The 1,532-nt window shown below is 73.5% G+C and carries 1 protein-coding gene and 1 pseudogene; both read left to right on the top strand.

Annotation, left to right across the window (positions count from 1 at the left end):
- The coding region (locus tag AC13HU_RS36955) for an EfeM/EfeO family lipoprotein (protein WP_483046376.1) at nt 1–1,229 on the top strand (1,229 nt) is incomplete at its 5' end.
- Nucleotides 1,226–1,532, top strand: a pseudogene (locus AC13HU_RS36950) (deferrochelatase/peroxidase EfeB); the annotation flags it as partial. The gene AC13HU_RS36955 and the pseudogene AC13HU_RS36950, both read left to right, overlap by 4 nt.

Below are 1,532 nucleotides of genomic sequence, written 5' to 3'. Positions count from 1 at the left end.
GTGCACGCCCCCGGCGCGGCGCGCGCGGCTGGACCGTGGCGGGCACCGCCGTCGCCGTCGCCGCCGCGATCACCGCCGGCGTGCTGGCCGCCGGGGGCGGTCACCACGCCACGCACCCGGCCGCCGCGGCACCCTCGGCACCCTCGGACCGCCTGCGGCACACCGCGATCGACGTGTCACCGAGCACCTGCGGACAGGGCTGGGGCGCCGCACAGAAGCCGCGCACCGGGACGCAGGCGTTCGACCTGCACAACTCCGCGGCGAGCGCGACCGAGGTCTACCTCAAGGACCCCAGGACCGGGCGGCTGTACGCGGAGATCGAGGGGCTGGCGCCCGGCACGACCCGCTCGATGGTCGTCGACCTCGGCAGCGGCCGGTACGCGTTCGAGTGCCAGCAGGAGGACACCGACTCGGTGACCGGGCCGACCGTGACGGTCCCGGGCAAGGTGCCCCAGGGCCCCTCCTCGCTGCCGGTCACCGTGCACGACCTGATCCCGCCGACCCTGGACTACCAGAAGTGGATCAACGCCCGGATGGGGGAACTCGCCACCGGCACCGGCGCGTTGAAGGCCGACATCGACCGCGGCGACCTGACGGCGGCCCGCCGCGACTGGCTGATCGGGCACCTGGTGTACGAGCGGTTGGGCGCGGCGTACGACACGTTCGGCGACGCGGACGGCGTGATCAACAGCACCGCCACGATCGGCCAGGACCCTTTCAAGGAGCCGGACTTCACCGGCTTCCACCGGATCGAGTACGGCCTGTGGCACGGCGAGTCGGCCGCGTCCCTGCGCGGCCCGGCCGCGACGCTGGACAAGGCGGTAAAGGCGCTCAGGACGCAGTGGAGCACGCAGCAGATGGACCCGGCGAACATGGGCCTGCGCGCGCACGAGATCATCGAGAACGCCGAGCAGTTCGAGCTGACCGGCCGCACCGACTACGGCAGCGGCACCAACCTGGCGACGGCGTCGGCGAACATCGACGGCACCCGGGAGATCCTGGCGAAGCTCCGCCCGCTGCTGGCGACCCGCGACTCCGGGCTCGGCCGGCTCGACGCGTCGCTCGACCGCACCCAGGCATACCTGAAGTCCCTTGACCGCAAGGGGACCTGGACTGCGCTGGACAAGCTGACCCGCGCTCAGCGCGAGCAGGTGAACGCCGACTTCGGTGACCTGCTGGAACAACTCGCCCCGGTGGCGACGATCTTCGACGTACGGAGGACGGTATGACGACCGACACGCACGGGCCGTCCGGCGGCGGCGAGTTGCGGCGGCGGGGCTTTCTGCGCGGCGCGGCGGTCGGTGCCGGGGCGGTCGGCGCGGTGGCGGGCGGCGCGGCCGCGCTGACCGGGTCGAGCGCGGCGGCCGCGACTCCGTCGCCGGGCGGCAAGGCCGTGGCGGCGCCGTTCCACGGCCCGCACCAGGCCGGCATCACGCAGGCCGTGCAGCAGTCCAGTGTCTTCCTGTCCTTCGACGTCACCGCGGCCGACCGGCGGGAACTGGTCGAGTTGCTGCACACCGTCACCGACCGGG

The organism is Streptomyces sp. NH27, assembly GCF_056859195.1.
This window is presented reverse-complemented; position numbering and strand designations above follow the sequence as displayed.